Source organism: Haloarcula japonica DSM 6131, from assembly GCF_000336635.1.
Classification (GTDB): Archaea; Halobacteriota; Halobacteria; order Halobacteriales; family Haloarculaceae; genus Haloarcula; species Haloarcula japonica.
Genome location: NZ_AOLY01000048.1, coordinates 1 through 26,678 on the forward strand (window position 1 = coordinate 1; position 26,678 = coordinate 26,678).

Here is a 26,678-nt window from a genome sequence, read left to right on the forward strand (position 1 = left end):
CAGCAACGCCGAAGCGGAAACAGCTGACGATTGGCTCAGGTCATTCAGCTTCGCATGGAATCAGCTAATCTGAACACGATGCAGTGACCCGACGAAAACACCTATGGGCTCCCGTTCTGTTATAAAGTAGCATGGTAACACACACTATCGACGGTGCTGACGGCGTCTCGTTGGCAGTTGAGGAGACTGGAAGCGGCCGGCCAGTCGTCCTGATCCACGGCTACTCTCAGAGTCGGCTCTCGTGGCGCAACCAGTTCGAGTCCAACCTGACGGAAGATTTCCGTCTGATCGCACCGGACAACCGTGGTCACGGGGAGTCAGACAAACCCCACGATGCCTACGCAGACTCGGATCTGTGGGCACGGGACCTCGACGCGGTGTTCGCGGAACTCGATGTCGATGACGCTGTCTTGGTGGGCTGGTCCTACGGCGGGCTGGAGGTTCTTGACTATCTCGATGCCTTTGGCACAGACCGGATCGCCGGGCTCAACCTCGTCGGTGGCGTCTCAGAGATCGGGACCGAGGCCGGCAACGCGCGCCTCGGACAGGCGTACCTCGATCTCATGGAGGGGTTCGTCTCGACCGACGTCATGGAGAGCGTCCGGACCTTACAGGAGTTCGTCGATCTCTGTGTCTACGACGACCTCTCGTCGGCCGACCGGGCCTACATGCTCGGATACAATGTCGTCGTGCCGCCTCGTGTCCGTGACAGTCTGCGGGACCGAACCGTGCGACACGATTCGTCGCTTGCCGCACTCGACATCCCAGTCCTGGTCACTCACGGTGAAGAGGACGCTGTCATGCTCCCCAAATCCGCACGAGAATACGAAGACCTCGCCGACGACGCGACACTCTCCATGTATCCGGAGACTGGCCATACGCCGTTCTGGGAATCGCCCGACCGGTATAATCGCGAGCTCCGGCAGTTCGCACGCGACCTGTAGGGCAGAATCTTTTTTTAATCTGGTCGGCGGGATGGTAGTGTATGCCATCGCTACCGATCACGAGAATCGAGACTGTCGGTGAGCGGACTGTCGCCATCGAAGTCGAGACACCGGCGGACTTCGAGGCCTATCCGGGGCAGTTCGTCCTCGTTCGGGCGACCGTCGACGGTGAGGAGGAGACAGGCTACTACACGATATCCTCGCCGGATGTCGCCGGGTCATTTGAAATGACCGTTGCGGTCGATCCCGACGGGACGCTCGGTCCCTGGCTCGTCGAGCGTACGCTCGGGGAGGAGATTACGGTCGAGGGGCCCTTCGGTGATATCCAGTATACCGGGGACAGCGACGCATTCGTGTTTGCACGCGGACCAGGTATTGGGCCAGCAGTCGGTATCGCTGAACGCGCCCGCCAGTTTGGCCACGACGTGACTATCGTCCACGGCGGACCCAACCCGCCCCACGGAAAACGGCTCGCTATGCTGGAAGACCGTGGCGCGACCGTCATTCGCTCAGAAGACCTCGGCTCGACTGTTGAGTCACTCGCTCTCGAATCGGCTATCACCTACGTGTTCGGCTTCCAGGAATTCGTCGACGAGACGAAGGAGGCACTGACCGCTGTCGGCGTCGACCTTGCCGCCGTCGAAATCGAGAGTTTCGGGCCAGCCTGACCACACCACACTTGCTCGTTCCCGACCTATCGTTTCGCTCGGAGTCCGCGGCAGAACGTGCCCCCACTGATGCAAACAACTTTACTCCCTGGGAGTAGATGTCAGTGCTATGCAAGACGTGTACGTCGTCGGAGCGGCGCAATCCGACTTCGGCGCATTCCCGGAGGAATCGTACCGCTCGCTGTTTGCGACAGCTCTCGAACACGCGCTCGACAGTGTGGACGGTCAGCTGGATCGAACTGATATCGATGAGGCGTTTCTCGGGACGCTCGGCGTCGGCGGCCGCCAATTAGGACTGAGTGCGCCCAGTGTCACCGAGTACGCAGGGCTCGACGGGACGTCCGCGACCCATATCGAGAACGCCTGTGCAGCTGGCGGCTCCGCCCTGCGCCAGGCGGTCCAGTCTATCCGTGCTGGCATGGCAGACGTCGCGCTCGCCGGCGGTGTCGAAATCATGACCGATATGAGCGGAGACCGGACCCGTTATTGGCTCGGCGTTTCCGGCGAAACCGAGTGGGAGCGAATGGCAGGGACGACTTTCGCGGGGGTTTACGCACAGATGGCCGACGCCCACATGGGGGAGTACGGGACGACGCGGGAGCAACTCTCCACCGTTGCGGTAAAGAACCACAGAAACGGTGCAAAAAACCCCCACGCGCACCTCCGATTCGAATGCTCACTTGAGGACGCCGTCAACGGGACCGTCGTTGCAGACCCCCTGAACCTCTATGACTGCTGCCCGACATCGGATGGCGCAGGTGCCGCCATACTCGCGAGCCGCGAGGTTGCCAAAGAGTTGACCGACGATCCGGTCCGAATCACCGGGAGTGGCCATGCCAGCAGCCGTGTCGGCCTGTTCCAGCGGCCGTCCTTGACAAGCATTCCGGCTTCGCAGGGGGCCGCCAAGGAGGCCTACGACGACGCTGGCATCAGCGCCGAAGACGTGGATTTCGCCGAGGTCCACGACTGTTTCTCTATCGCTGAGCTTCTCGCCTACGAGGACCTAGGTTTCTGTGCCCCCGGCGAGGCCGGTACGTACATCGAGAGCGGTGCGACAGAGCCCGACGGGGAGCGGCCGGTGAACCTCTCCGGCGGTCTCAAGTCCAAAGGCCACCCAATCGGTGCAACAGGCATCGGCCAGGCCGTCGAAGTTTTCAAACAGCTTCGGGGCGAGGCGGGGGATCGCCAGGCTGATGGGCTCGAACGCGGACTCACGCACAACGTGGGTGGTTCCGGTGGCGCTGTTGCCGTCCACGTCTACGAGGGGGGATGGGCATGACTGTTATCGAGGGTGTCGGCTCGTATCTGCCGACCTACCGCATCACGGCCCAGGAAATCGGCGAGGCTTGGGACGGTTTTCGAGCCCGTGGTATTCAGGAAAAACGTGTCCCCGGTGCCGACGAGGATGCGGTGACGATGGCTGTAGCGGCGTGTAAAGATGCGCTTGCCGACGCATCGGTCGGCCGTAACTCGCTGACGACGCTGAGCGTCGGAACGACGACGCCGCCCCGAGAAGAGGGTGACATCGGAACCACCATCGCCGAAATTCTCGGGCTGGAAAACGACATTGAGGTGTCGGTCCACACGCAGTCGACTCGCGCCGGAACGCGAGCACTACTGGCGGCGGTTCGGGCCGACGGACCGGCGTTAGCGGTGGCGGCAGACTGTCCACAGGGCGACCCAGACGACGCAATCGACCACGGGGCGGGCGCTGGCGCAGTCGCCGTAGTGACCGGGGACAGCGGTCCGACCGTCCGGCAGACAGCTACTTACACCCGTGAGTTCCCCGGGACCAGGTTCCGGCAACGGGGATCTGAGTCCGTCGAGACGTACGACGCGACTGCGTACGAACGCGAGGCGTACACGACGACCATTAACGGGGCACTGGAGTTACTCGACGACGTGCCCGCCGCGCTCGCACCGACCGCGCCGGACGGGAGTCTCCCAGGACGCGTCGGCAGATCGGCCGACGTCGATTCTGTCCATCATCTCGCTTCAGAGCTCGGGGACACCGGTGCAGCAAGCCCGCTGTTCGGCCTCCTGGCTGCGTGGGATGCAGGCGAGGAGACCGTGGCGGTGCTTGGCTACGGCGCAGGGTCGTCTGTCGACGCGATTGTGATCGAGGGAGCGCTCGATGTCGACTGGGCGCGCCCGGCGACGGATATCTCTTACCCGGAGTACCTCCGAAAACGTGGACACGTGCTGTCCAATGGAGGTGACCACTGATGGGGGCGTATCTGAGTGTCCCGGCGTGGTGGCGTAACCTCGACGGCCGGTACCGGCTAGTCGTCGGCGAATGTCAGGAGTGCGGTGGGTACACGTTCCCGGCTGAGGGGGCCTGCGTCGAGTGCAACGCCATCGACGCTCTGACTCCGACCGAACCTGAGGGCACCGGAACGGTGGTCGCACAGACAATCATTGAGAGCGGTGCGCCACCGGAGTTCACTACGCTCCTCGATGCCGAGGGTGCAATCGGGGTCGTTCTCGTGGAACTTGACGAGGGCGTCCGCGTCCCAGGTATGCTGACAGACTGTGATCCCCACGATATCGGACGCGGAGACCGTGTTACAGCGGTCGTGCGTCGTATCTACGAGCAGGAAGGCATCACCCGGTACGGCACGAAGTTCCGGCCAGATTGACGCATGATACCAGTCACCAAAAAGTATAAGAAACGCCTCGTCACACAACTGATTAGGATTCAATAGATCATGGTCGCCAATACACTCGTACGCATAGGTGCATTAGCAGTTGATGGGCTGAGCCTGGGCCTCCTGTACGCAATGCTCGGGCTTGGAATCACACTCGTCTTCGGCCTCGGTGGCATCCTGAATCTGGCGTTGGGCGTTTTCACCGTCATCGCCATCCTGCTTGTCGTGGAACTCACTGCAAGCGTTCCGGTCGTACTTGCGGCCGTGTTCGCGATTGCACTTACTGGTGGGTTGGGCATCGTTCTTGAACGGTCGGTCCTGCAACTGGTCTACCGTTCTGAGGGCGACGAACGTCTTCTGCTTGGTATCTTCACGACGCTTGGGCTCTCGATTGCCCTTCAAGGTGCGCTTTCGCTTCGCTACACTGGTGAGTTCGCTGTACCAGTCGAGATTCCCTCTGTCGAGGTCTTTGGCGCGTTTATCCGGGGGAGCTCACTCGTCATCATCGTTCTCTCGCTGGTCATTCTGCTCGCGATGTACCTCTTCTTCAGCAGAACCTACACCGGACTCGCCACACGAACCATCATGCAAGACGAGACGGGCGCGGTCTACTGCGGTATCGACACGAGCCGGATGCGGACGTTCGTCTTCGTGTTGAGCATCGTCATCGCCGCCTCCGCAGGCATTCTCTATGGGCTCTCCTTCGAGACGAACGTCGCCGGAGCATTCAACCTGACTATCACCGCAGTCATCGTTTCTATCGTCGGCGGCGTCACGAGTATACTCGGCGTCGTTGTTGCGGGGGTCGGTCTGGGTATTCTCACGACGTTCCTGAGTGCATATCTCGGTTCGTATATTTCGACGATTGCGCTGTTTGGGGCTGCGATTGTCACCCTGGTCCTCAAACCGGAGGGAATCCAATGAAGCGAGATCGGTATCACCTCCTGCTCGTCGCCGGAGTTCTCGCGGCTATTCCACCCGCTTTCTTCGCGCCAGGAGAGAGCTACCTCGCACGCGTTTTTATCCTGATGGTCCTCTATGCCATCCTCACCACGGCACTTAATCTCGTGTTCGGTCACACAGACCAGTTGCTTCTGTTCACTGGTGCCGTCGCGGCTATTGGGGCCTATACGACGGCATTGACGGCGCAGTGGCTCGGAATCTCACCGTGGTTTTCACTCCTCGCGGGTGGGCTGCTTGCGGGCGTCGTCGGCGTCACAGTGACCTACGTAGCAGCGATTCGAGAACTCACTGTTATTGTAATTTCTATTCTGACCCTTGCGCTGCAGTTCTCTATCATCGAACTGGTCAACAGCCTCCGAGACGTTACTGGCGGCGTCACGGGGCTGGCCTTCGACGGGCTCACGATTCCGCCGCTGGTGAACCTGCCGTGGTTCACCGAAGATATCGTCCTCTTTTATACGCTCGGTGTCGTGCTGCTCGGTATGCTGGCAGTTTACCAGTACTTGATGAACTCCCGTTATGGATTGGCCTTTGAGATGATTCGCCAGGACGAGACTGCAGCAAAATCGGTCGGACTGGACACGGTGAAGTACAAAGTCATCGCTGGCTTTGTCGCTACGTTCGCTATCGGGCTCGTTGGACCATTCTTTGCCCAGCTCTCAGGCTTCGTCTCTCCGGGCACGTACCAATTTAACAACATCGACGTTCTTATCCTCATCATGCTCATCGTCGGTGGCCTCCGGACAATGTACGGCCCGCTCGTCGGTTCAGCCATCATTATCCTGCTGAATGAGCAACTCCGAGCGTTTGCCGAGTTCCGCTCCATCTTGTTCGGCACCCTGCTGGTCGTCTTGTTCCTGTACTTCCGTGACGGGGTCGTCCCGTTTGTCGATGATTACCTCGACAAGTGGGATGTCAAACGACGCGCACAGGATCTCATGCCGGGATCGCGGGCTCCCGAGCGATAGCCCTCCACCTCCGGCAGACGCTCTTACGTGCCAATTTCATACTCCGGATACTATGGGAAACAACCGACTGGCTCCAGCGGATGGCAGCCAGGAGGCGTGTGGTGAGACGCCACGTACCATGTCTTGTGCGTTATTGATACGATAGATCTGGGCCACTTGTATGCGTTAGAGACACTGGCCGAATCCGTCTGATAAGGGATAGGCAGCTTGTTGCCGAGGACCTCCAGCGCATCGAATTCACCGATGTCGGAGAGTTTTCCCCGCTATCGCTGGCGCTGGACAGACTGACCGACTGGCACCTATTTTCTCGCCATCCCAGATTTCGAGGGTCGAAAATCCAACGTAGAACGCACGTATCTCTCCGGAGCTATCGCCGAAACTGTGCAGTTTCACCCGCTGAGGTAGCTTTCCTTGACGTGGTCGCTCTCGAGCAGGTCGGCCCCGCTGCCTTCGGTTGCGATGCGACCGTTCTCGAAGAGATAGGCTCGGTCCGAAAGATCCAATGCCCGGTCGACGTGTTGCTCGATCAGAATGACAGTTGTGTTCTCGCTGATCTCCTCGATCTTAGCGAACACGCGCTCGGCTAACTGTGGTGCAAGTGCTCCGGAAGGCTCGTCAAGCGCTAAAATATCCGGATGCGCCATAAGGCCGCGACCGATGGCAAGCATCTGCTGCTCGCCGCCGCTGAGGGTACCGGCCTTCTGATCCCGGCGCTCGTCGAGCACTGGGAACATGTCGATGACTTCCTCGAAGGTGGCCCGGAACTGATCGCGTTCGGTATAGGCTCCCATCTTGAGATTCTCGTAAACCGTGAGGTCATTGAAGAGGTTCCGCTTCTCGGAAACGTGGACGAACCCTTCCTCGACGATCTTGCTGGGGGACAGTGTTGTCGCGTCTCTCCCGAACAGTTCGATGCTGCCACTGGTTGGCCTGAGAACGCCCGACATCGACTTCAGAAGCGTCGTCTTGCCAGCGCCATTGGGCCCCACGATGGCGACGACAGAGTCGTTTTCCCGAATCTCAAGCGAGAGATCCCACAACACCTGCAGGTCGCCGTAGTGGACGCTGATGTCTTCTACTGTAATCATGTCAGGCCTCCGCCCCGCCGAGATACGCGTCCGCAACCTGGCGGTTCTGTTGGATCTGGCTCGGCGACCCCTCAGCGATCTTCTGCCCCTGGTTGAGAACGATTATCCGGTCAGTTGCGTTCATGATGGCGTCCATGACGTGTTCGATCCAAAACACAGAGATACCGAACTCGTCGCGCGTCCGCTGAAGATTCCGGGACAGTTCGTCGAGTTCCGTCGGCGTAAGTCCGCTCCCGATCTCGTCGACAAGGATTAGCTTCGGTTCTGATGCGAGCGCCCGGGCGAGTTCGAGTTGTTTCCGGTGGGCAATCGTGAGGCTGCTGGCGTCCTCGTTGCCCTTGTCCTCGAGCCCGAGGAACTCAAGGTATTCCCACACATTCTCGCGTTCTTCCTCCAGCGAACCCGAATTCTTCCTGCCGAACATCGCCCCTGCGAGAACGTTGTCCACCACAGTGGATTCATTGAACGTTCGCGCCGTCTGGAACGTCCGTGTGATCCCCTGGCGTGCGATTTCGTGGGGCGCCTTCCCGACGAGTTCCGTCCCATCGAACGTAATCGAGCCCTCCTCAGGTGTGTACACGCCGGCAATGGAGTTGAACAGGGTCGTCTTTCCGGCACCGTTGGGCCCGATAAGGCCGATTATCTCCCCGTCGTCTATACTGAGGTCTACCTTGTCGACAGCGGTGAGGCCGCCGAACCGTTTTGTCACTCCGCTAGCCGTTAACATAGGCTGCCATATCCTGCAGGCCAACATAAAACATAGGGTCTGTAGCTGGCTTTCTCGGGGAACGCTGGCTGTCGACGCACGACTCGCGGAGGTTCTGCTGTGCCGGGTAGGCCGTCCCGCACCCGTGAACCCGGAAGAATTAATTGGAAACCCGAAAATGGATACAGTGTGACATACGAGACCCCTCTCTCGCGAGAGACACGAACAGTCGTATCGCCGAGTAGCGTCGTCGTCGGTGCCGGTGCTGTCGAGCAAGTCGGTGAGTACGCTGCCCGTCACGGGACCACCGCGTTACTCGTTGCGACCGAACAGATATTCGAGTTCCACGGTGACAAGGTCATCGACGCACTCGACACCGCTGGCGTCGAGTCCGTTTCCTACACCGACGTCAGGCCAGACCCGACAGTTGAGAACATCGAGTCGGCCTACGAACTGTGGAAGCGCCACGACTGCGATGTTCTCGTCACGCTTGGTGGGGGATCATCCATTGACACAGGCAAGGGTGTCGGCATTCTCGCCAGCAACGACGGCGAGATTCGCGACTTCGGGGTTGACAGGGCAGGCTATGAGGGCGTGCCCGAGCCGACGCCACCGCTCATCGCCGTCAACACAACCGCTGGTACCGGAAGCGAGGCGACACGGTCGGTTGTCGTCAGCGACGAGTCCACGTCGACAAAGTTCCTAATCGTCTCGGAGAACGTCGTCCCCGACATCGCTATCGAGGATCCGGAGCTCACCGTCTCATTGCCCCGCAGCCACACCGCCTTCACCGGTATCGACGCCTTGACCCACGCCATCGAAGCCTACGTGTCGGTCAACGCCTACGACATCCCCGATAGCTCCGCTGAGGAGGCTATGGAACGCATCGCCCGCTCGCTGCCGGTCGCCTGGGCCAATGGCGACGACCTCGATGCCCGCGCCGATATGCTCGTCGGACAGCTCCAGGCTGGTCAGGCCTTCACTAACTCCTCTGTCGCACTCGTCCACGGGCTCGCGAGGCCGTTAGGCGCGCAACTTCACGTCCCACACGGCCTGGCGAACGCGCTCATCCTGCCCTACGTCGCCGAGTTCTCCGCGATGGCCGCGCCGGAGAAGTATGCCACGGTGGCTCGCATCCTCGGCGCTGCCGACGAGTCGGATACTACCCGTGAGGCTGCAGACAAAGCTGCTGAGGGGATTCTTCGGCTCTGTGACGACCTGGATCTCACCGGCTATCTTGACGATTTTGGTGAGGTCCCGTCCCGGGAGAGATACCTCTCGGTCGTTGACGAAATGACGCAGGATGCAATCGACTCCGGTTCGCCGGCCAACAACCCTCGAAAGCCTACCAGCGACGAGATTCGAGACCTTTACATCGATATCTACGACGACGCCCTCGCTCCCGACAGCCCTCGCCGCTCCTGAGATTCCAGGTCTAACTGGCTGATGGCTTCGACATGGAGCCTCGAAACCGTCGAATCCAAACTACTAATTGGAATGCTTTGGAACTGCAGGGTATGTCCGAACCACAGCAAAGTGGACAAAACCAGGTACAGAACTACATCGGCGGCCAATGGACGGACGCCACGGGAACGGACGGCATGGACGTCGTCAACCCTGCGACGGGTGAGACCCTCTCCTACGTCGGATTCAGTACTGACGGTGATGTCGACGAGGCAGTCCAGCACGGTCAGGCGGCCTTTAATACATGGAGCCAACGCCCCATCGAGGAACGCATCCAGCCACTGTTCGAACTGAAGCAACTGCTTGAGGAGCACCTCGACGCCCTTGCAGAGGTCCTCGTTGAGGAGCACGGGAAGACACTCGATGAAGCACGGGGGGAACTCCGCCGTGGCATCGAAAACGTCGAGACGGCCTGCGGGATGCCGACGCTGATGCAGGCTGGCCACGTTGAGAACGCTGCCCCAAACATCGACGAGACGGCCGTCCGGAAGCCCCTCGGCGTCTTTGCGGCCGTCACGCCGTTTAATTTCCCCGGGATGATTCCACTCTGGTTTCTGCCCTATGCTGTTGCCTCGGGTAACTCGTTTATCCTCAAGCCCAGCGAGCGGGACCCGCTCACGACGAAGTATATGTTCGAACTCATCGACGAGGCCGGATTTCCTGACGGCGTCGTCCAACTTGTCAACGGGAGCGTCGATACAGTCGACGCGCTCATCGAGCACGACGGCATCGAGGGCATCTCCTTCGTCGGAAGCACCCCCGTCGCGAAGACCATTTACCAGAAGGCCGCTGCGAACGGAAAGCGGGTCCAGGCACAGGGTGGGGCGAAAAACCACATCGTCGTCTCAGAGACTGCGGATCTGGAGTTTGCCGCCCGAAAGAGTGTTTCATCGGCACTCGCCTGTAGCGGTGAGCGGTGTCTTGCCAACGATGTCGTCTGCGTTGAGGAGAGTGTCTACGGGGAGTTCAGGGATCTCGTCGTCGACATCGCCGCCAGCCAAGTCGTCGGCTACGGCCTTGACGAGGAGACCGACGTAGGGGCGCTCATTACGCCCGAACACGAGGAGCGAGTCCGGAACTACGTAGAGACGGGCGTACAAGAGGGAGCAAACCTCGTCCTTGACGGCCGCGACGTGTCCGTCGAAGGGTCCGAGGACGGCAACTTCCTCGGGCCCTGTATCTTCACTGACGTCACACCAGACATGGTCATCGCGCAGGAGGAGATATTCGGACCGGTCCTCAGCCTCATGTCCGTCACCGACGTTGATCAAGGCATCGAGGTGCTGAACAGTTCAGACTTCGGCAACGCCGCAAGTCTGTTCACGGGTGAAGGTGCCGAGGCACGAGACTTCCGTCACAACGCGCAGGCGGGTAACCTGGCGATCAACGCGGGTACGGCGGCACCGATGGCCTTCTTCCACTTCGGTGGCCAGAAGGATTCCTTCTTCGGGGACCTCCATGCACAAGCCGAAGACGTCGTCCGCTTCTACACCGACGAAACGGTCTACATCGAGCGCTGGCCGGATGCTTGAGCGCCCCCGTGAAAAACGACCGTAGATCCCCTCGGGATCACGGCGGTATTTTTCGAGACTGTTCGGTCAAGCGGCTAACTCAGAGCCAGGGGTACTGGTCCGTGTCCTTCCCGGCGTAGTCGGGGTCCAGGTAAATGAACAGCCGCTGGATCTCGCCGTCGCGGACCTCGAAGACGTCACACCAGCGGCCGCCGCCAGGTGCGCCGTCCGGCTGCCATTCGATCCCCTCGGCTGTCTCACCAGTGCTCGTCCCCTCCACGACGACCGTGTCGCCGTCGATCACGTAATTGAACGTCTCGTAGTCATGGGACATCGACGATACGAGGGTGCCGACGTCACCGAACATCTCGCCTATTTCGTCATGCCCCGTCGCAATGCCCCATTTCGGATAGAACACACGCGCATCGTCGGCAAACAGTCCGAGAAAGTCCTCACCGCGATCAAGCCGCTGGAAGTATTCGAGAACGATACTCTTCCGTTCGATGGCTGGGTCTGGCATGTTACCCATACTCTATCTAGTACGGTTGTCTTTCTATAATACTTCCGCCGCGGCACTTCTGACGGCTGTGGAGGCCCCACGCGGGATGAGGAATGTTAACTTCTGGGGAAATATTAAGTAACTGGAATCTTCAATAGCCGGTATGGAACTGTTCGACTTCCATATTATGCCGTACCAGTGGGTAAACGACCATGCCTGGCCGTTCCCCAACGACAAATGGGACAAGGAGAAAGGATCCAAGCTGTACAAAGACTATCTCAATCAGTTGGAGTACAGTGACGAACTCGGTTTCGACGGTCTCGGTGTCAACGAACACCACTTCTCGGCCTATGGTCTGATGCCCTCGCCGAATATCATGGCCTCGAATCTCGCGGCTAGGACGGAGGATGCGACCATCGCCTTCTTCGCGAACGTCATCCCGACACGGGAGAACCCAGTACGACTTGCCGAGGAGATCGCGATGCTCGACAACATGACGGAGGGCCGCATCATCAGCGGGTTCGCTCGCGGTATCCCCACCGAATATGCCTCTTGGAGCGTCCCTATGGAGGAGTCGCGTGACCGCTTCGAGGAGGCCTGGAAGCTCATACTCAAGACGTGGACGGCGGACGAACCCTTCGACTGGGACGGTGAGTACTGGCAGTATGACAACGTCTACACGTGGCCCCGCCCGTACCAAGACCCGCATCCCGAACTCTGGATGCCCGCCGAAAGCGAGGAGTCGCTCCGCTGGGCCGCCGAGAAAGACGTCGGAATCGGTTCAGTCTTCAACTCTCCACAGGAGATGCGGGAAATCTTCGATGAGTACCGCGAGTACGCCAACGAGGAAGGCAACTCGGTCGGCGACGACAAGTTCACTGTCAGCCGGACGGTGTATGTCGCCGAGACCGACGAGAAGGCCACTGAAGAGGCGAGAGAAGCCCTGAAATACCACTACAAGAACATCACTGCGGGCGTTCACAAAGGCGCGACCGCATGGATGATGGGCGACGACGAGTACGACCCCGAAAAGGAGGAGACCTACATCGAGAACCTCCATCCCCACGGCGAACTTGCGTGGAACTTCGACTTCGACGAATTCTCGGACCGCGGCGAGGTCATCGTTGGAAGTCCCGAGACCGTCGCTGCCGAAATCGAACGGCAGTACGACGTCGTCGGTGGCTTTGGCCGATTTGCCGGCCAGTTCACCTTCGGCAACCTCAGCCACGAAAAGGCAATCAGGAACCGCGAACTCTTCGCGGACGAGGTCATGCCTGAACTCCGGCGCATGGGTCAGGTCACCGGCGGTACCGCCCAGACGGCCGGAGCAGACGACTAACTCTACCAACCGTCCTTAGATATTCGAGGCTTTGCTCCGCATTCTTTTTGAGATAGTATTAAACGATAGGCGCTCGGTCGTAATGACGTATGAGCCCAGCACTGCACCAGTCACTGCTAATGGTGACTGATCTCGACGCATCGAGTGAGTTCTACGAAACCGTTGTCGGAGTCGAACCAGACGAGATCAGCGACAGTAACATCGAATACGACACCGGCCAAGCCACGCTCGTCTTGGAGTCGGATTTCGATCCAGCAGTGCTAGACGCCTTTGGGCTTGAGGAGCCCGGTGACGACCGCGGTGACGGTGTGATCGTCGCAATCGAGGTCGATGGTCCTAACGAAGTTGATGCCGTCTGCCAGCGGGCGCACGACTCCGGGGAGACAGTCCGGATGGACCCGACCGACGTGGACTGGGGACGACGGATGGCGATTCTGGCTGATCCGGACGGGTACACAGTTGAGATTTCGGCTCCGCTCGATAACTGAGCGATACGACGACGCTGGTATCAAGTCATCTGCCCGAGACGCCACCGGTGCCAATACGTAGACGGTGGTGCGTGGGTAAGCTATATTATCGCCCGTTGAGATGAGAGAACAAGCGACATGATACAAGTAGACAAGCCTCTCCACACGCGAGTGTGGACAGCGCAGCATCCCCGGAGGTGCTGGTGATGAGCCTGACGGTTTCGGGCACGGTAACAAGTGGCTTCGGCCGGGGTAAGGAGTTCGTCACGATGGAGGGGTACGCGGATCAGTTTTCGGAGTTACTGGGATACGAGCCATATCCGGGCACACTGAATCTCGACCTCGATTCGGACATTGGTGACCAACTTACCACACTTGAATCCATTCGTGTGACCGAATGGGAGACCGATACCGGCACGTTTGGTGCAGTCGACTGCTATCCAGCCTCACTGGGCCCGGCTGATGACTCCCTTCGGTTACACGCCATCGTTCCCGACAAGACCGACCACGATACGTCCACAATCGAACTCATCTCACCGGTCCGATTACGCGACCGGTTGGACCTCGTAGATGACGAACCGCTCGAAGTCTCCATCTCTTCACCACGGTAAACGCAAGAGCTGGAAGCGACAGCGTTCAGTCGTGGTTAATTTTCACGGCTCCCTGCTCGTCCTCCGCTTGGACACTGTCGATGTCGAGTAACGCGTCTCGAAGACGGACATATGTCTCGTTGACCGCTTCTTCAACGATAGCGGTATTTGCCGTCAGCGGCATGAACGATGTATCGCTCTCCCAGCGCGGGATGATATGGAGGTGGAGGTGATCGTTTATCGATGCCCCACCCGCACTACCGATGTTACAACCAAGATTGAATCCGTCTGGCGAGAGTCCGTCAGTCACCGCCTGTACGGCCACCTGTGCCGTCTGCATACAATCGAGTACGGTGCGTTCGTCCAATGTCTGGAACTCACCAGTGTGTTCGTACGGAATCGTCATCACGTGTCCCGGATTGTAGGGTCTGTTGTTGAGCAACACGTACGACGAGTCACTCCGGGCGACGATGTTGTTCTCGCGGTCATCGTCTACCACCGGCAACCGGCAGAACGGACACTCCGGGCCATCGGGGTCGCCGGAGCGGTCTCTCGTGACCCATTCCATCCGCCATGGGGCGAATAAGGCGTCCATCGCTGTCATTTTTGGCTGAAACCATAATAAAACGTCTGGTGGTCGACCTGTTCTAAACGATCCTGCCTATTGCGAGAGCTGTTCATACGGCCTCTACTGGCCGATATCTATCGTGTTACAACGGAATCTAGGAGGAATATTTATTAGACATCCTACCGAACAGTTGCCTATGCAGAGCCGAAATGTGCTCTTTCGAGAGGAGAATATCTATGTGGAGTGACAGCATGCTCCCGGAGAGTCGAAGTTACAGGCAAAACAAGCCTGCCGGCGGGCTTGACAACGCGATAGCGGCGTTCCAGCAGGGTGAGCCGGTTCTCATTCACGATGCCTCCGACCGCGAGAACGAAGTTGATCTGGTCTACCCGGCCCACACCGTGACATCGTCCGACGTCGCTCGACTCCGGAACGACGCCGGTGGTCTCATCTGTGTCGCACTCTCGTACGATGTCGCAGAGGCGTTCGACCTCCCATTTGCGGCGGACGAACTGAGCCACCCGGCTGGATCCGAGACTGGTATCGAGTATGATGACAGGTCGTCGTTCTCGCTGACAGTTAATCACCGGGATACGTTCACCGGAATCGTCGACAACGACCGTGCACAGACAATTTCTGTGCTTGGTGAAGCAGCACGAAACCCTGATGATGTCGACTTCGCGTCCGAATTCGACATTCCAGGGCACGTCCATCTGCTCAAAGCCGCTCCGAATCTCCTTGACGACAGGCAGGGCCACACGGAACTAGGTATCGCCCTCGCCGAGATGGCGGACGTTCCCCCTGCTGCCGTCGTCTGTGAGATGCTTGACGACGAAACTGGTGGCGCGCTCTCCCGGACCAACGCCGCTGCATACGCCGGTGAGAACGACTTCGTCCTGCTTGACGAATCGACAATCATTGACGAAGTGATGAGAGAGTAACTCTCTCTTCTGGGGAGCGTGATACTCGACAATATGTTCAGGATATCTGGTCCGGACGCCACCGTTCACTGTACCGACATCTCAGGGCCAAGGATCCACTTCTCGAAAATGTGAGGGACGTCTGTGACGCAGTCACAGTTGACACACATCCAAATAGACAAGGACTGTGCTAGCCTTATTTACCGTTCTCATTTCCTTGGCTAACACTAGGTCACCTGCTGTGATCCCCTCAATTTGAATACCAGTGCGGGGTCAGAACTCCGGCGGTTCCTCGCCGGTTATCCGTTCGATAGCTGTGCGGAGTTTCTCGATATTTTCATCCGAGTCGGCCTCGAATGAGGCCCTATGCCTTGGAAGACTCGTCGCCCACCCGAGTTCTTGTTTCGTTTCGATATCGTACTGATTTTCTACGTACTGGTAGTATTCAAGTAGTTTCTCAGCCATTGTTATACATCAAGCAAGTCGCCATATGCCTCGCGGTACATGTCTGCCTCCTCCCCCCATTCGTCAGCAATTCGTGACTCCATTGTACAGTACTCATGACCCGCACCGATACATTGCTTTTCCACCGAAATAACGGGGGCATTCATCATCCCCGTCCCGTATCCTGCGGCGTATCCTATCTGTGACCAGCAGACTGGTTCAACGGACTCCTCGTAGAACATCCGGTGTTGGCTCCCCTCGTAGGAGTTGTACCAGTGTCCTTTCACGTGGAGTCGCCCGTCGTCGATATCAATCTCCACATGGGTTGTTTCAGCGCGACAGATGCCCTGATAGGTATGCAGGCGCGGTGCCATCTCGAGTAGATCGCGGTCAGTATCCCAGTCGTAGGCCACCTTCATCTCTAACGCATCGGAGAATCCCGCCCGGAATCCGAACCTGAGGAAAATCTCTCGCGCACGCTCAAATCCGATCTCTTCGATGATTTGATAGCGCAACAGCCCGAGGGCGTCCGCATGGAGGATAACCATGCGGTCACTCCCGTAGGTTGTTATCCCTCGCTCGAGGTCGAATTTGAGGTCGCGGACGAGGTCGAAGTCCGATGCTTTCATTCTTATACGGCAATACTTGCATTACGTATTAATGGTTTTTACCAGAGAAAGAACATGAACCTCGATCTCGTGTTGTCGTATACTTCTGGCTGACCCGGTTGCGGAGATACTATTATGTGGACACGTGCGTAATCCAAACTCGGTAGAATGGATGGTAACGCCTACAGCTTCGAGTATCAGCCGGGTGCGATCCATCATGGCCCGGGAGTAGTTGCAGAGTTCGGCTCCGAACTGGAGCGATATGGTGCCTCGCGTGCGCTCATTGTTACCGACGCGACGCTGGCTGACGTGCCTGCGATCATGGATCCGCTCCGTGATGGCATCGGTGATCGACTGCACGGGGTCTTCGATGACGTCACGCCTGAAAAGTACCTACGAGACGCTGCCGCCGGAGCCCGTCGCGTTCGTGAGGATGACATTGACGCACTGGTCCCGCTCGGCGGCGGCAGCAGCCTCGACATGGCCAAACAGATCAGCGTTCTCGCGGGACACGACCGACCGGTCGATGAGGTCACAGACGAAATTCTCGACCGCGGAGAGATGGTTCTCCCCGACGACGAGGTTGTTCTCACGGACATCTTCGCCGTTCCCACGACACTTCCGGGCGCTGACCTTTCTCAGGTTGCAGGCGTCAAACTCAGTCTGGATCCAGCAGGGAAATCTAAGGATGAGATTCCCAGTGCTGGTGTCTCCGATAGTAGGCTCATGCCGACTGCGGTCTTTCACGACCTCAACCTGTTTGCGACGACACCGAATCCGATCCTTGCACGGTCAGCGATGAACGGTTTCGATAAGGGCATCGAGATGATCTATACCCGACATCACAACCCCCTCACTGACGGTACTGCGATCCGCGGCGTCCGACTGCTCTATGAGAGCCTCCCCGCACTCGCTGACGATTCCACGAGTGAGGAGGACCTCTCACAGATCTTGCGGGGCATCGCAGCCGCTCAGTACGGCCTATCGACGCCAAACGCGTACCGGGCGTCTGTAATTCACTCGTTCGGCCACGCGATTGCCCGGAACTACAACGTTCAGCAGGGCGTAGCCCACGCTATCGCTGCACCCCACGTGCTTCGCTATCTATTCGAACAAGTGGACGGCCGACGTGACCTGCTCGCCGAGGCCTTCGACGTACGAGACGAGGCTGCGACCCCGGAGGAGACAGCTGATGCCATCGTCGACGCCGTTACCCAGACGCGTGATGCGCTTGATCTTCCGTCACAACTCCGCTCAATCGATGGAACCGAGAAGGCGCATTTCCCCTCCCTCGCAAAAGCGGTCATCGAAGATCCGTTCATGGATGCAGGGCCGGAACACCTTGACGCCGCACAGTCAGACCTCGAAGCCGTGTTTGAGCAGATGTGGTAAGGTAGCCCGACGACGCTGGACGTATATCTGACAGTTCGTTGTGCGGTGAGATCTTCCGGTGCCAACTTTCAAATCACTCTCGCCCTCATATCCGATATGACACAACAGCCCACCCGTCGACCAACTGACGAAGCTCACCTCACTGACGATGAATTCTCCCCGCCGCCGTCGCTTCTGAATCTCCCCTGGATAGACTGTCATAATCACGCACAGACGCTCTCGTGGGAGGACCGAGAGCGGTACTCGCTTACCGGCTGCCAGGGGATGGTCATGGTTGCGTCAGGATACCACTGGACGCCGTACAAACCCGTCGAAGCCGAGGACATCCGATTTCTCTGGGACGATGTAATCAACCGGCGACGGACGATAGAGCGGAATCACTTTTTCGAGGCCCGGCTCGCTTTCGGTGTCCACACCGGCGTTCCGATAGCCAACCCGGACGACCTCTTTGCGGCGATGGACGAATACTGTCGTACGGAGCCAGTGGTTGCTCTCGGCGAAACGGGTATTACTCCCGCACAGCACGTCCAGTCCTGGGGGCTTGATGAACAACGTACAGTCGTCGGGGCACAAATGGAACTGGCGGCCGACCACGACCTCCCTATTATCCTTCACACGCCGAACAAGCGCCCTGCCGACCAACCGACCTACCGGCCAGGCGTCGGTACTCCTGGCTATGAGAAGAACACAAACCTGACGCAAGACCCGGTACTCACGGGAGAGAATCCGTCACTCGAAGCGGTTCGCATGGATATCGATATTGCCGACCAGGTGGGCCTTCCCGAGGATCAAATCGTTGCCTCGCACGCCGACCCGAACAATGTCGACTTCCTATTGTCAGAGACGGAATGCTACGCCAGCTTCACGCTCGGATATCCGTGGTTGACTGGTGTCACTGCCGCCGATGTCGCCGATGCTATCGACCGATACGGACCCGACCGGATTCTCGTCGAGACTGATTGTGCGAATGTTCTCCGCACTGATGTCCGCTCGGTCAAACGGGCTATCCTCGAACTGTACCGCCTGGGCGTTGACGAGGACGATATCCGACAGGTTGTGTTAACGAACCCGTCCGCTGTGTTTGGATTTGATTACTGACGCTGCCCGCAATATTTTGTGTTGTCTCGAGGTTGGTTGCAACACCGGGACAGGTTATTATCTTGATTCGGTGCCAGAATTCTGCTGTTCACCGTTCTGATGATATCACTGGTTTCCCTCGCTCTTGCGTCCGGTCATCGTCTTGCTATCGAGTTCCAGTCGCTCAACGTCGTACACTGTCAGACTAACCGTCCCGTCCGCATCCGCGAAGTTGAGGTTCTCGCTGTCATCGCCAAACTGAATCAGAGAGACGAACAGGTAGCCGTACCAAACTCGCCCGTGATGAAACGGTTTCCTGGAACGCTACCCAGATCTTGCAAAGGTTTTACCCACTGGTAATGTGATAACCTATCACGGATGTGTACTAACCACACGCCCAACGTGAATGAGACACGAAAATCCACAATTTTTTCCGCTTCCGATGTTCAGACTATAAGATCACTGGATATGAACGCCGTACTGGGAGGACAAATATGAACCCAGACGGGAAAATTCTGGATGACATCAAGATTATCGACCTCTCGACGTTCGTCACTGGTGGGTTCTGTTCAGCGATGCTGGCTAATCAGGGGGCGGAGGTCCTCAAGGTTGAACAGCCTGGTTACGGCGATGCAGTCAGACATTCCGGTCCCCCGTTTATTAACGGCCAATCGCCGTACTACTGGACACTGAACTACGGGAAGAAGAGCCTCGAACTCGACCTAAAAAACCAGAAAGCGAAGGAGGCGCTGTATGACCTCATCGCAGAGGCCGATGTCTTTATTCAGAACTTCCGACCCGGGACTGCGGAGCGCCTTGATGTCGATTACGAGACTTTCTCCGAGTACAACGATGACCTCGTTTATCTCGCAATCTCCGCGTTTGGACAGACAGGACCCTGGAGTAAGCGGTCGGGATACGACCTGCTCATTCAGGGAATGGGTGGGATCATGGACGTGACTGGCGAAGAGGGCCGCCAGCCGGTCAAAGTCGGTTTACCGATGACGGACCTCATTACTGCCATGTGGGCTGCTTTCGGCACGATGACCGCACTCTACCGAAGGGAACAGACCGGCGAGGGCGAGTACATCGATCTCGGGATGCTCGAAGCGACACTCCCGTGGCTCACAAAACAGGCCGGCATGGTATTTGCCGGTGAGGAGACCCGGCGGATGGGAACTAAAGATCCAGTACTCGCTCCCTACCAGACATTCGAGACGAAGGACGGGTACCTCAACATCTGTATCCTCAATGAGAAGCTCTGGGGCGAGCTCTGCGAGGCACTCGACCGACCTGATCTCCCTGCCGACGACCGCTTCGAGATGAACAAAGACCGCGTCGAGCACGTCGACGAGTTAGAGGCGGAAATCGAGGACACTCTCGCCGAGAAGACTACGGATGAGTGGATCGAGATCATTGCGGAGGACGCTGGTGTCCCGGCTGGACCGGTTTACGATGTCGAAGAAGCTCTGGACAATCCACAGATAGATGCAAGGGGAACGATCACCGAAATTGAACATCCGGAACTCGGGGAAGTCCCAGTTATCGAACACCCGATCCAGTACCACAACGCAGATAGCGGGTTCGACTCCGCGCCGCCGCTGCTCGGTGAGCACAATCGTGAGGTCTTCCGCGAGCTCGGATATTCTGAGGCGGAGGTTGAAGCGCTCGCAAACGCCGGTGTTTTCGGCTCTGCGGACGACGAGGAGTAGATACCGCCTGTTTCTCTGGGATTAGGCCGACGATCTTCCGACAGGCGTAACGATTCTCGTTGATCGCCTGCAAACATCTGTCGAAACACGGACGGGCGATAATAAACGAACACATTCCTTCATATAAATATAAGGCCAACTATAACGAAGATACTTCTCGCACATCTTCCACTGATAGCCCCTAAGATATTACTAAAAGTAAGCAAATTATGTATGTCTATCTGTATATACAAAGATATAGAGATAATATGCTGTTGATTTGGGTTTATACAAACACAAGCGCGAGGATATAAGCTCCCTAAGCTGTTCCAGCACCGCCAAAGCAGAAATAGACAATGATTGGTTCAAGCCGTTCAGTTTTACATGGAATCAGTCCAGCTGAATGCGAGCCAAATGATAGTACGCACGTTTAATAGTCGCCAACCCTTTAATTCGGGTAGAAACAGTATGGGATGCAAGGTCGAGACACTGGCTGACCGGTATGACCTCACGGCCCCTGGATCAGGGAACCACTCTCTCGACGAGTATCTCGTGGCTCGCTGGACCGGCCGTGACGGACGATCAGCGGTCGGGTACAAATCGCTCACGGAGTGGTTCAACAAACGGGTTCTCAAAGAGCTATACGCCGAAGTAGATCGGGAAACACTGGGTGTCCATCTGGACCGTGAGTACGAACTCATAACCGGTGATGACGACGTAGCGTACGACGAGCTGGCAGCCGCGCTTGCTGCTGATGGACTCGACATCGAGCGCATCGAGAGCGAACTCATCTCTTGGAGCACGATGCGCCATCATCTCAAGGGGTGTCTCGAAGCGGACAAAGACACTAACGAGGCGAAGACCGACTGGGAGTCAAACACCGTCGAGGTTGCCCGACAGCGGACCGAAGAAAAGGCCCAGTCAGTTCTTTCTTCGCTGGCATCGAAGGAGCGACTCGCAGATGCTGAGTCCGCCGAAGTAGATGTTCAGGTAAAACTCGGCTGTTCGGATTGTTCCGTTCGGGTCCCGTTTGACGAGGCGGTCGAGCGTGGTTACGTCTGTGAACAGCACGTCTCAGATGAGGACGAGAAAGAGACCACCGTGGATAGCTGGAAGAACACTCTCTCATCAGTGATTACACCCTATGGTGCGGTCGAAGCGGTCCAGTGTCTGTTGCTCGAAGAACCATCCCTCCTAGAGACACTCCTGCTCCCAGTACTCTGAACATGACATGGGAACTCACAGTTGAGAATATCGCCGGGATTCGTAGCGCAAACGAGGCAATCGAACCTGGTGTGAACGCCGTCCGTGCGAGCAACTGGCAAGGGAAATCGAGCTTTCTACAGAGTATCCAGACAGTGTTCGGGACTGAGACGCCGCTCACTGAGGGTACTGACCAGGGCCGGGTCGAGCTCAACGCGGACGGCGAGGCGTTCGAAGTTCGACTCGAACGGGACGGCGTGGCGGTCAGTCGCCGCGGTACCCCGTACCTTTCGTCCGAGTATGATCAAATCTGTGCCGATCTATTCGCATTTCTCGACGAGAATAACGCTGTTCGAAAGGCAGTCCGAGACGGCGACCCGCTTGAGCCGGTCCTTACGAGGCCGCTCGATTTCGAGGACATCGACGGCCAACTGGCCGAACTGCGGTCCGAACGAGACCAGGTCGAACGCGAACTCGAACGGGCTAATGATGCGGCAGAGCGGCTCCCCAAACTGCAGGAGCAAGAGACCAAGTTTGAGGCTGAGCTTGAGGAACTACGCAGCGAACGGGAGGCGCTCGACGCCGACGGCGACAACACCGAGGCCAGAGCAGAACTCAGCGACCTCCGTGCAGAGCGAGAACGCGTGCAGCGACGTGTCGACCGGCTTGAGCAGACTGTCGAGCGAGTGGAAACCCGGCTTGCCGAGAACCGCACTGAACTCTCTGAGCTGACTGTCCCGGAGGAGAGCGATATAGAGATGGAGTTAGAACAGGTTCGCGAGCGTCTCCGATCACTCGAACGGGACCGAGAGCTGTTACAGGGGGTTTTCGAGGCTAACAAGCGGGTACTCGACTCGGACCGAACTGAGTTGCTGACTGACGTCTCTCGGGATGTACTCGGGGACACAGTCGAATGTTGGCTCTGTGGGACGGAAACGACGAGCGACGAAATGGCTGACAAGCTCGACGCACTGGACGAGCAAATTACCGAGCTACGTCGGGAGGAATCAGAGTACCGGACACGAGTCGAAGAGCTTGAGGCCCGCCGAGACGAGGTCAAAACCGCCCGCCGGCAGGAAGCGGACTTGACGGACCGAATCGGCGAGCTGGAAACTTCTCTCGACGAAAAAACCGAGGAACTCTCTTCAGCCCGCGACCGACTGGCTGATCTGGAGGCCCGCGTCGATGAGGTGACAGAGTCCGTCGAGACAGAATCGGAACGGCTCACCGACATAGAGAGTGAGATCAAATACACAGAAGCCGAACTCGAAGACGCTCGGGCGGAACTGGCCGACGCCGAATCCCGTGCCGAGCAGCGTGAGATGCTGAGCGCAGAGTATGACGATCTCACAGCGGAAATCGCTTCGCTTCGGAACCGTAAAGATGAGATCAAGCAGGACCTCCGTGAGTCGTTTTCGACAGCGCTAGCGGAGCTGTTCGAACGCTTCGATACGGGCTTCGAGATGGCTCGCCTGACCAGTACGTTCGACCTCGTCATCGCCCGTGATGGGCGCGAGACGACACTCGATGCCCTTAGCGAGGGTGAGCGGGAGCTACTCGGCTTCGTCGTTGCACTCGCTGGTCACGAGGCGTACAACGTGGGTGAGCGTGTCCCGGTGTTGCTCCTCGACGGGCTGGGAAGCCTCGCAAGTGACAACATCGCCACCTTCGTCGAGTACACTGTGGACCGGGTTGACTATCTTGTCTTGACGGCGTATCCTGAACACGACGGATTCGAAGCAAACGAACTTTCCCCGTCTGACTGGGATGTCATCTCTCATCAGGCCGAAACCAAATCGTAACGATAACCGAAGCGGCGACCTGTTTGGCTCGTGGTAACGTGTAATACCTTCTCGCCAGACTTATGTTTTCGATTACGCTACCTGTTGCTGTGATGAGCGAGTTTACCGAGGCCCACGAGCGTGGAGTCCAAGCATTCACTCAGAGCTTATTGCACAGGGAATAGACGTGTAGCAACTGTGATTTCCAGGATACAGTCCTCCACGGCGACTGGCAGACCCACGCCGAGACGGACCACCAGTCGGGCCACATACGGTATCGGCTCACGTGTCCGGACTGTCAGTCAGAGGAAGTGCTCGATATCGATATTTGAGTCCGACGGAGCGGTTGGAGTCGACCCCGATGACCCCGTAGTAACAACCACTCAGTCATTATTAGAACTGGTCTGTCTAGAGGGAGGATACTGTCTCGGTGTATCACTCCTGAGGCACCGCGGAGGCACCGAGGATGAAAACCAGCGCGGCGAACATCGCCAGTACGAGCAGGTCGGACCAGGCCGGTTGGCCGAGATAGGTGACCTTTCTGACCCCGCGAGAGAAGTACGTGAGTGGTGAAAGACCGATCACCGGACGGAACCACGTTGGAAGCCGCTCCGGCATCACGAATGTCTCGGAGAGGAACACGAGCGGCAGCGCGATGGCGTTACTGGCGGCGACGACACCATCCTGTGAATCGGTAATCCGTCCCAGTATGGCTCCGAGGCCGCAAAAGACCACCACTGCGAGAATGATAAACAGGAGTAACAACGGTGAGAGTCCGATAGTCCCGTCCACGAGCAGTTCCAGAACCCCCAGTACGACGGTACTCGCAAGAATGATGATAGCGATGTTGACGAGTGTGTGTGCAGCCAACCACTCGCGAGAGGTCGCAGGTGTGGTCGACAGCTTCTGAAACCGGTTCCCATCCCGGTATCGAGCGAACGCACTCCCGATTCTGGACAGCGGGGTGAACAGGACGATAACAGCCAGATAGCCCGGCACGTAGAAACTGGTCGGGTGTCCGAACAGACCGCCACCCGCCGGGTTCGCCTGAACGATGATGCCGAATATCGCGACGAGGATGAGCGGGAATCCGAAGGTGAAAAAGACCGCTGTCCGCCGCCGAAGGAATGTTCGCCACGCCGCGCCGGCCTCGGCAGTGACACGGCTCGTCCGACTCACCGGGACCGACCCCCGGCAGTCATGGGCTCTCGCGAGGGTCTGTTTTCGTCGATACGCTCATCGGTGAGGCTCAAGTAGACATCTTCGAGGGAAGGGTCGGCCCATGTGAGCGTCTCGTACGTGACTCCCTGCGTGTCCAGCTGTCCGACGATCCGCCCGATATCAGCCGTCGCAACATCCAGAATTCGTATGCCGTCTTCTGTCGGCTCCACATCAGCCTCAAGTACCGACAGTTGCTCCGGGGATGTTTCTGTCTCAACGAGGAGATGCGTACCACCGCCGTAGGATTCGATAAGGTCGGTCGGCGGGCCGACTTCGACGATTGTCCCGTCATCGAGCAAGGCGACTCGGTCTGCGAGCTGCTGGGCTTCTTTCATGTAGTGGGTCGTGAGAAATATCGTCGTCCCCCCGGCCGACAAGTCGTCGATGAGTGACCAGAGCGACTGACGGCCAGCCGGATCGATTCCCGTCGTTGGCTCGTCGAGAAAGAGGAGATCAGGGTCGTTAACGAGAGTAATGCCGACGCAAATACGCCGCTGTTGTCCACCCGACAGGTTTGTGTACCACGTATCGTCCTCTGTTTCCATGCCAACAGCGGCGAGTACGTCATCGCCGCGTTGTTGGTCGTCATAGAGTCCCTGATAGTACGTTACTAGTTCACGTGCTGTTAGCCGTTCCGGCGGTGTAAACGACTGAGGAAGCAGTCCGACACGTCCGTCCTCGACACTGGTCGGTGACTCGCCGAAGATGCTAACTGAGCCCGAATCAGGCGTTGTTGTTCCGGTAAGGGCTTCGACGAGGGTTGTCTTTCCAGACCCATTCGGGCCAACTAACGCGAAAATCTCCCCGCCGTCGACATCAATCGACACGTCGTCGAGTGCGACTGTGTCGTCGTACCGTTTGCTGATACTCTCAGCTAGAACTGCTGGGGGCATAGCTGAACGTGTGATGTCTTCGGACCTAAGCTATTCGCTTCGCAGCGATGGGAGTACGAAAACGGCAGGACGGAAGCATTGATAACGATTCAGTCTGAGATTCACTTGTTGGAATGCCAGATAAACCGGTACCATCGGTTATAGAAGAACCAGCGATGCGTGATGCTCTCGCTACGGTGGTTGAGCACAGTGACAAGGGAAACGAACCGCTCCAGTGGAACGACGTGAGCGAGTCGCTGTCCAATGAAGAGTGGGGACGACTCATACGGGAGGGGGTGCTTGTCAGTGATGGCACCGGATTCACCGTGGCGAATCCAGAGCGGGTGCGAGAGGCACTGCAACCGGACGAACCGATGGATACAACGACGGACACAGACGGAATCGAAGCTGAATCGTGGGCCTGGTATGACAAAGCAGCAGGGCTGGCGGCCCTCTCACTTTTTGCGGGGTACTGGAGCACCGGTATCAGGGATACCATCGCATCGTACGACGACCTCCTTCTTGCCCCCGTCACGGATGCGTTCCCGTTTTTCGCCGTCATCATACTACTCGCAATCGTCACCGGACTGTATTCGACCGTACTGCAGTCACGGCTGAGAGACACCGAGAAGATACAGGCATATCAGAAGCGGGTAAACGAGCTGAAAGAGCGCAAGGAGGCGGCAAAAGAGCGCGGTGACGACGAAGCTCTTGCGGAGCTACAGGAGGAACAAATGGAAGTCGCCAGCGACCAGCTCGGGATGTTCAAACTGCAGTTCCGGCCGATGGTGTGGATCATGCTTTTGACCATTCCAGTGTTCCTCTGGCTTCGGTGGAAAGTTCGCGGTGGTCACCTCGGCGCGAGTGAGTTCGGCTTGATCGTGCCGCTGGCTGGCGCCGTCGGCTGGCAAGAGCCGTTGTTCGGACCCATGAAAACATGGATTGTCTGGTACTTTCTCTGTTCGATGGTGTCGCGGCAACTCATCCAGAAGACGTTCGATATTCAGCCGACCGCCTCGCAATCAGATTGACAGGAGCTAAGTGGT

General features: G+C 57.9%; 27 protein-coding genes and 1 pseudogene. 20 read left to right on the top strand and 8 right to left on the bottom strand.

Translation table 11 applies throughout. The features are described from left to right. The 8 genes and pseudogenes from C444_RS21960 to C444_RS20645 form a co-directional block, all read left to right on the top strand. Positions 1–73: pseudogene (locus tag C444_RS21960) on the top strand (IS6 family transposase); the annotation flags it as partial. Between the two features lie 58 nt (positions 74–131). Continuing rightward, positions 132–944 carry an alpha/beta fold hydrolase gene (locus tag C444_RS20620; RefSeq protein WP_004595066.1) on the top strand — a complete coding sequence of 271 codons (813 nt, stop codon included), beginning with the start codon at positions 132–134 and terminating at the stop codon, positions 942–944. 41 nt (positions 945–985) lie between these two features. Then, positions 986–1,612 (top strand): FAD-dependent oxidoreductase, encoded by a 627-nt coding sequence (locus C444_RS20625; protein WP_004595067.1) that lies wholly within the window; start codon positions 986–988, stop codon positions 1,610–1,612. Positions 1,613–1,721: 109 nt separating this feature from the next. Further along, positions 1,722–2,891, top strand: coding sequence for a thiolase domain-containing protein (locus C444_RS20630; protein ID WP_004595068.1), 1,170 nt, complete (start codon positions 1,722–1,724; stop codon positions 2,889–2,891). Next, positions 2,888–3,838 carry a hydroxymethylglutaryl-CoA synthase family protein gene (locus C444_RS20635; protein ID WP_152420849.1) on the top strand — a complete coding sequence of 317 codons (951 nt, stop codon included), beginning with the start codon at positions 2,888–2,890 and terminating at the stop codon, positions 3,836–3,838. The genes C444_RS20630 and C444_RS20635 overlap by 4 nt, the downstream gene beginning before the upstream one ends. After that, positions 3,838–4,251 (top strand): Zn-ribbon domain-containing OB-fold protein, encoded by a 414-nt coding sequence (locus C444_RS21580; protein ID WP_080509748.1) that lies wholly within the window; start codon positions 3,838–3,840, stop codon positions 4,249–4,251. The genes C444_RS20635 and C444_RS21580 overlap by 1 nt, the downstream gene beginning before the upstream one ends. 69 nt (positions 4,252–4,320) lie before the next feature. Beyond that, positions 4,321–5,184, top strand: coding sequence for a branched-chain amino acid ABC transporter permease (locus tag C444_RS20640; protein WP_049909704.1), 864 nt, complete (start codon positions 4,321–4,323; stop codon positions 5,182–5,184). After that, the gene (locus C444_RS20645; protein WP_004595070.1) at positions 5,181–6,191 is read left to right on the top strand and encodes a branched-chain amino acid ABC transporter permease; all 1,011 of its coding nucleotides are present in this window, start codon (positions 5,181–5,183) and stop codon (positions 6,189–6,191) included. Before C444_RS20640 ends, C444_RS20645 begins: the two co-directional genes overlap by 4 nt. A 389-nt stretch (positions 6,192–6,580) precedes the next feature. Here C444_RS20645 and C444_RS20650 read toward each other — a convergent pair whose 3' ends face one another. Then, complete coding sequence (locus C444_RS20650) at positions 6,581–7,279, bottom strand: ABC transporter ATP-binding protein (protein WP_004595071.1); 699 nt, start codon at positions 7,277–7,279, stop codon at positions 6,581–6,583. A gap of 1 nt (position 7,280) precedes the next feature. Then, a complete protein-coding gene (locus C444_RS20655) occupies positions 7,281–8,006 on the bottom strand; it encodes an ABC transporter ATP-binding protein (protein WP_049909705.1) in 726 nt (241 codons plus the stop codon). A 168-nt stretch (positions 8,007–8,174) separates the two neighbouring features. On the opposite strand from C444_RS20655, the gene C444_RS20660 reads away from it, so the two are divergent. Continuing rightward, entirely contained in the window at positions 8,175–9,410 is a 1,236-nt protein-coding gene (locus tag C444_RS20660) for an iron-containing alcohol dehydrogenase (protein WP_004595073.1), read from the top strand. Positions 9,411–9,502: 92 nt separating this feature from the next. Next, complete coding sequence (locus C444_RS20665; RefSeq protein WP_004595074.1) at positions 9,503–10,981, top strand: CoA-acylating methylmalonate-semialdehyde dehydrogenase; 1,479 nt, start codon at positions 9,503–9,505, stop codon at positions 10,979–10,981. Between the two features lie 79 nt (positions 10,982–11,060). On the opposite strand, the gene C444_RS20670 is transcribed toward C444_RS20665, so the two are convergent. Then, positions 11,061–11,489, bottom strand: coding sequence for a nuclear transport factor 2 family protein (locus tag C444_RS20670; protein ID WP_049909706.1), 429 nt, complete (start codon positions 11,487–11,489; stop codon positions 11,061–11,063). Between the two features lie 133 nt (positions 11,490–11,622). Here C444_RS20670 and C444_RS20675 point away from each other — a divergent pair, with 133 nt between their 5' ends. From C444_RS20675 to C444_RS20685, 3 genes are all read left to right on the top strand, one after another. Then, positions 11,623–12,798: an LLM class flavin-dependent oxidoreductase gene (locus C444_RS20675; protein ID WP_004595076.1), complete on the top strand. Its 1,176-nt coding sequence runs from the start codon at positions 11,623–11,625 to the stop codon at positions 12,796–12,798. Between the two features lie 89 nt (positions 12,799–12,887). Continuing rightward, a complete protein-coding gene (locus C444_RS20680) occupies positions 12,888–13,286 on the top strand; it encodes a VOC family protein (RefSeq protein WP_080509749.1) in 399 nt (132 codons plus the stop codon). 185 nt (positions 13,287–13,471) lie between these two features. Beyond that, complete coding sequence (locus C444_RS20685) at positions 13,472–13,876, top strand: DUF120 domain-containing protein (protein WP_004595078.1); 405 nt, start codon at positions 13,472–13,474, stop codon at positions 13,874–13,876. Positions 13,877–13,901: 25 nt separating this feature from the next. Here C444_RS20685 and C444_RS20690 read toward each other — a convergent pair whose 3' ends face one another. After that, positions 13,902–14,450: an HIT family protein gene (locus tag C444_RS20690; protein ID WP_004595079.1), complete on the bottom strand. Its 549-nt coding sequence runs from the start codon at positions 14,448–14,450 to the stop codon at positions 13,902–13,904. Between the two features lie 209 nt (positions 14,451–14,659). Between C444_RS20690 and ribB the strand changes: the two genes are divergently transcribed. Beyond that, the gene (ribB, locus tag C444_RS20695) at positions 14,660–15,364 is read left to right on the top strand and encodes a 3,4-dihydroxy-2-butanone-4-phosphate synthase (protein WP_004595081.1); all 705 of its coding nucleotides are present in this window, start codon (positions 14,660–14,662) and stop codon (positions 15,362–15,364) included. Positions 15,365–15,616: 252 nt separating this feature from the next. On the opposite strand, the gene C444_RS20700 is transcribed toward ribB, so the two are convergent. After that, positions 15,617–15,808, bottom strand: coding sequence for a hypothetical protein (locus C444_RS20700; protein WP_004595083.1), 192 nt, complete (start codon positions 15,806–15,808; stop codon positions 15,617–15,619). A gap of 2 nt (positions 15,809–15,810) precedes the next feature. Continuing rightward, positions 15,811–16,416 (bottom strand): XylR N-terminal domain-containing protein, encoded by a 606-nt coding sequence (locus C444_RS20705; protein WP_004595084.1) that lies wholly within the window; start codon positions 16,414–16,416, stop codon positions 15,811–15,813. 147 nt (positions 16,417–16,563) lie between these two features. Between C444_RS20705 and C444_RS20710 the strand changes: the two genes are divergently transcribed. The 5 genes from C444_RS20710 (at position 16,564) to C444_RS20730 (ending at position 23,560) form a co-directional block, all read left to right on the top strand. Continuing rightward, positions 16,564–17,787: an iron-containing alcohol dehydrogenase family protein gene (locus C444_RS20710; protein WP_004595085.1), complete on the top strand. Its 1,224-nt coding sequence runs from the start codon at positions 16,564–16,566 to the stop codon at positions 17,785–17,787. 96 nt (positions 17,788–17,883) lie between these two features. Next, positions 17,884–18,885, top strand: coding sequence for a TatD family hydrolase (locus tag C444_RS20715; protein ID WP_049909708.1), 1,002 nt, complete (start codon positions 17,884–17,886; stop codon positions 18,883–18,885). Positions 18,886–19,358: 473 nt separating this feature from the next. Beyond that, positions 19,359–20,576, top strand: a complete 1,218-nt coding sequence (locus tag C444_RS20720) for a CaiB/BaiF CoA transferase family protein (protein ID WP_004595087.1) — start codon at positions 19,359–19,361, stop codon at positions 20,574–20,576. A 447-nt stretch (positions 20,577–21,023) separates the two neighbouring features. Continuing rightward, positions 21,024–21,779, top strand: a complete 756-nt coding sequence (rdfA, locus tag C444_RS20725; protein ID WP_004595088.1) for a rod-determining factor RdfA — start codon at positions 21,024–21,026, stop codon at positions 21,777–21,779. 2 nt (positions 21,780–21,781) lie between these two features. After that, entirely contained in the window at positions 21,782–23,560 is a 1,779-nt protein-coding gene (locus C444_RS20730; RefSeq protein WP_004595089.1) for an archaea-specific SMC-related protein, read from the top strand. A 414-nt stretch (positions 23,561–23,974) separates the two neighbouring features. Here C444_RS20730 and C444_RS20735 read toward each other — a convergent pair whose 3' ends face one another. Continuing rightward, positions 23,975–24,718: an ABC transporter permease gene (locus C444_RS20735; protein WP_004595090.1), complete on the bottom strand. Its 744-nt coding sequence runs from the start codon at positions 24,716–24,718 to the stop codon at positions 23,975–23,977. Continuing rightward, on the bottom strand, positions 24,715–25,653 hold the full coding sequence (locus C444_RS20740; protein WP_004595091.1) for an ABC transporter ATP-binding protein: 939 nt from the start codon (positions 25,651–25,653) through the stop codon (positions 24,715–24,717). Before C444_RS20740 ends, C444_RS20735 begins: the two co-directional genes overlap by 4 nt. A 113-nt stretch (positions 25,654–25,766) precedes the next feature. Between C444_RS20740 and C444_RS20745 the strand changes: the two genes are divergently transcribed. After that, positions 25,767–26,663 (top strand): EMC3/TMCO1 family protein, encoded by an 897-nt coding sequence (locus C444_RS20745; protein ID WP_049909709.1) that lies wholly within the window; start codon positions 25,767–25,769, stop codon positions 26,661–26,663. Positions 26,664–26,678: the final 15 nt, after the last annotated feature.